4 protein-coding genes and 1 pseudogene are annotated in these 3,372 nt (G+C 69.2%); 1 reads left to right on the top strand and 4 read right to left on the bottom strand.

All coding sequences use genetic code 11. From position 1 onward, the window contains the following. Window positions 1-642, top strand: a pseudogene (locus tag BDIM_RS15820) (hypothetical protein); the annotation flags it as partial. Window positions 643-649: 7 nt separating this feature from the next. On the opposite strand, the gene BDIM_RS18615 reads toward BDIM_RS15820, so the two are convergent. The 4 genes from BDIM_RS18615 to BDIM_RS15800 form a co-directional block, all read right to left on the bottom strand. Then, window positions 650-772 carry a hypothetical protein gene (locus tag BDIM_RS18615; protein ID WP_003166568.1) on the bottom strand — a complete coding sequence of 41 codons (123 nt, stop codon included), beginning with the start codon at window positions 770-772 and terminating at the stop codon, window positions 650-652. A 95-nt stretch (window positions 773-867) separates the two neighbouring features. Further along, window positions 868-1,809, bottom strand: coding sequence for a transcriptional regulator GcvA (gene gcvA, locus BDIM_RS15810; protein WP_003166567.1), 942 nt, complete (start codon window positions 1,807-1,809; stop codon window positions 868-870). Window positions 1,810-1,816: 7 nt separating this feature from the next. Further along, window positions 1,817-2,503, bottom strand: a complete 687-nt coding sequence (locus BDIM_RS15805) for a response regulator transcription factor (protein ID WP_003166566.1) — start codon at window positions 2,501-2,503, stop codon at window positions 1,817-1,819. A gap of 62 nt (window positions 2,504-2,565) precedes the next feature. Next, a complete protein-coding gene (locus tag BDIM_RS15800) occupies window positions 2,566-3,276 on the bottom strand; it encodes a YggS family pyridoxal phosphate-dependent enzyme (protein WP_081461928.1) in 711 nt (236 codons plus the stop codon). Between the last annotated feature and the right edge of the window lie 96 nt (window positions 3,277-3,372).

Here is a 3,372-nt window from a genome sequence, read left to right as displayed (position 1 = left end):
GAGGCGGCCGTCGCCAGCGAAGCGGGCGGCCTACCCCGCCTCGTTCGCAATGCCGACGGAAGCCTGACCCTGACGATCACGCCGGAAGACCTGGGCGCGTCGGCCCTGGTCCCTGCGACCCGCGAGGGGGCGGTCGACAAGTGGGAGGCGGTCGAAGGCTTCTGGATCGCCCGGCCATGGAGCGGCCTGGACGCCTGTCCGGCGTCAGCAGCTGTGGCCGCCCCCGCCCCGGAACTCGCGCCTTCGCCGGCTCAAACGGCGATCAAGACGCCCGCCGAGGGCAAGACGACTGAGGCCAAGGTCGTTGACGACGTCGCGGCGCCGCCAATCGTCCAGCCCGAACGCAGCGCAGGGCTGGCCGCCGTGTTCGAAACGGGCGGATCACGCCTGGGCCGTCGTCAGGGCCAGGCCTATGTCCATGTCATTCGGGGAGAAAAGGGCGTCGCGCCGACGCCGGCGCCGGGCGGCTATGCGCTGCGGCTGGAAGGACGGCTGACCGCCTTCGCGGACGGCAAGGCCGTCCATTGCGTCCAGCAGGACGCCGAAAGCCGGCCGGTCTGCATCGCCGCTTTGCGGCTAGACCGGCTGGCCTTCGAGGATGGGGCCACGGGCGCGCTTCTCAGCGAATGGCGCCCGCGTTGATTTAAGCTCAGGCTGCGCCCAGCAGCTTGGCCCCGGCCAGCACGCCCATCAGGATCAGGGTGACGCTGCCGGTGAAGACGACGATGCCTTCGAACGAGAAGCTCGAAGCGCGGGGATGCACGAGTTTCATGACTTGGTTCCTTTCGGCGGGGGAGTTCCGAACGGTCTCAAGATAGGCGGCGCGACTATACGGGACAAACCACGGTTAGGCCGCGTCGGATGATCTCAAGTCATCCGATCCGCATCTGCGTCCTCATCCAGCCGCGATTCGGCCACGATCCAGTTGAGGAAGCGCCGCAGCTTGGGTTCGTCCGCCCGTTCGGGCAGGACCACCGCCCAATAGGCCAGGTCGTTGGTCAGGGCGTGATCGACCGGCTGGATCAGCCGCCCCTCGCGCAGGTCGTCCGCCGCCAGGGGCGCCGAGGTCAGGGCCACGCCGCGTCCTGATAAAGCCGCCTCCAGCGCCAGATGGCTGTGGCTGAAATGGGGGCCGCGCAGGTGGTTCACGCGCGGATCATCGACCCCGGCGCTCTCGAACCAGGCCTTCCAGCCCATGCGGTCGGCGTAGGGCATGTCGTGCCAGGTCTCATGGATCAGCACCACGTCCAGCAGGTCGGACGGCTGGTTCAACCGCCGCGCGGCGGCGAAGGACGGAGCGCAGACCGGGATCAGCCGCTCATTGACCAGCCGCCGCGCCACCTGCCCCGGATAGGGGCCTTCTCCGTAGCGCAGGGCCACGTCGGCCTCGCCGTTCGACAGGTCGGCGATGCGGTCCTCGGCGAAGACGATCAGGTCGAGATCCGGATTTTCCTCGCTGAAGCGATGCAGGCGCGGCGACAGCCATTTGCTGGCCAGCGACGGCAGGGCGGTGATGCGCAGCTGGCGCGAGCGGCCGGGGCGCACGGCCTCCAACGCGCTTTCCAGCCGCTCGAAAGCGTCGGCCACGCCCTGGGCCAGGCGCTTGCCGTCGGCGGTCAGGCGCACCGAGCGGTTGAAACGGTCGAACAGGCGCAGGCCCAGCCGCATCTCCAGCGCCTTCACATGGCGGCTGACGGCGCCGGGGGTGACGCCCAACTCCTCGGCCGCCTCGCGGAAGCTGCCGAGGCGAGCGGCTGCGTCGAACGCCCGAAGCGCCACCAGCGGCGGGGTCGGGCGACGCTCGCTCATCTGAGGGTCAGGGCTGGAGGCGGTAGCCGCCGGCGTCGGTCAGCAGCAGACGGGCCTGGCCCGGCTCGACCTCGATCTTCTGACGCAGGCGATAGATGTGCGTTTCCAGGGTGTGGGTGGTGACCCCGGCGTTGTAGCCCCAGACCTCGGTCAGCAGCTCTTCGCGCGACACCGGCTTGGCCCCGGCGCGATAGAGGTACTTGAGGATGTTGGTTTCCTTCTCGGTCAGCCGGACCTTCTTGCCCTTGTCGTCGACCATCAGCTTGGAGGCCGGACGGAACTCATAGGGGCCGACCTGGAAGACGGCGTCCTCGGACTGTTCGTGGCTGCGCAGGTGGGCGCGGATGCGCGCCAACAGGACGGCGAACCGGAAAGGCTTGGTGACATAGTCGTTGGCGCCGGAATCGAGGCCGAGGATGGCGTCCGAATCCGACGACTGCGCCGTCAGCATGATGACCGGGGTGGAGACCCCCGCCTTGCGGATCAGGCGACAGGCCTCGCGGCCGTCCATGTCGGGCAGGTCGACGTCGAGTAGGATCAGATCGGCCCGCGCCTCCTTGGCCTGGCGCACGCCGTCGGTCGCCGTCGCGGCCTGGGCCGGGCGGAATTCCTCATGAAGCGCCAACTGCTCGGCCAAGGCCTCGCGCAGGTCGTTGTCGTCATCGATGATCAGAATGGTCTTGGGCGTGCGCATGGTCTCTTTAGAATGGCGAGGCTTGAGCCTGACGCCAAGGGCGCCAAACGCGATATTGCGCCCTAAGAGGTCGCAGGGACCATATTTCGTTCCCCGAACAGGGCCGAACCCACCCGAACATGGGTCGCGCCCGCCTCAATCGCCGTCAGATAGTCGCCGCTCATGCCCATCGACAGGACGCTCAGGCCGTTGCGGGCCGCGATCGCGGCCAGCAAGGCGAAGTGCGGCGCGGGGTCTTCGTCGGCCGGAGGAATGCACATCAGCCCCTCGACCGTCAGGCCGTGAACGTCGCGCGCGGCGGCGATCAGGGCGTCGGCGTCGTCCGGCAGCACGCCCGCCTTCTGCGGCTCGGCGCCCGTATTGACCTGAACCAGGACGCGGGGACGACGGCCCGTCTTGCGCGCGGCGGCGGCCAGGGCGGCGGCGAGGCGTTCGCGATCCAGCGTCTCAATGACGTCGAACAGCTCAACCGCGTCTTGCGCCTTATTGGTCTGCAAGGGGCCGATCAGGCGCAGCTCCAGATCCGGCAGGGCGGCGCGACGCTCATCCCAGTGGGCCTTGGCCTCCTGCACCCGGTTCTCGCCGAACACCCGCTGGCCGGTCGCCAGGGCGGCGTCGAGGGCGGCGTCGCCCTGCGTCTTGGACACCGCCGTCAGCACCACGGAAGCAGGGTCGCGGCCCGCCGCCAGGGCTGCGTCATGGATGCGGCGACGCACCTCGGCGAAGCGGTCGGCGATGGACGAAACGGCGAAAGCGGGGGTAGTGGCGGTCATGACCCTGTCCGAACTCATGGCCGAGGACGCGCGCACCCTGTGGGCGGCGGCTCAGGCCCTGTCGCAGTCTGTAGCCCTCGCGGCGGCGCCTGTCAG

Source organism: Brevundimonas diminuta ATCC 11568 (assembly GCF_000204035.1).
GTDB classification, from domain to species: domain Bacteria; phylum Pseudomonadota; class Alphaproteobacteria; order Caulobacterales; family Caulobacteraceae; genus Brevundimonas; species Brevundimonas diminuta.
The sequence above is the reverse complement of the archived record's forward strand: the minus strand, read 5'-3'. Positions and strand labels throughout refer to the sequence as shown.

Coding starts and splice junctions, on each gene's coding strand:
- gcvA (WP_003166567.1), bottom strand. CDS start 1,809: ATGAGCGAGCGTCGCCCGACCCCGCCGCTGGTGGCGCTTCGGGCGTTC.
- BDIM_RS15805 (WP_003166566.1), bottom strand. CDS start 2,503: ATGCGCACGCCCAAGACCATTCTGATCATCGATGACGACAACGACCTG.
- BDIM_RS18615 (WP_003166568.1), bottom strand. CDS start 772: ATGAAACTCGTGCATCCCCGCGCTTCGAGCTTCTCGTTCGAAGGCATC.
- BDIM_RS15800 (WP_081461928.1), bottom strand. CDS start 3,276: ATGACCGCCACTACCCCCGCTTTCGCCGTTTCGTCCATCGCCGACCGC.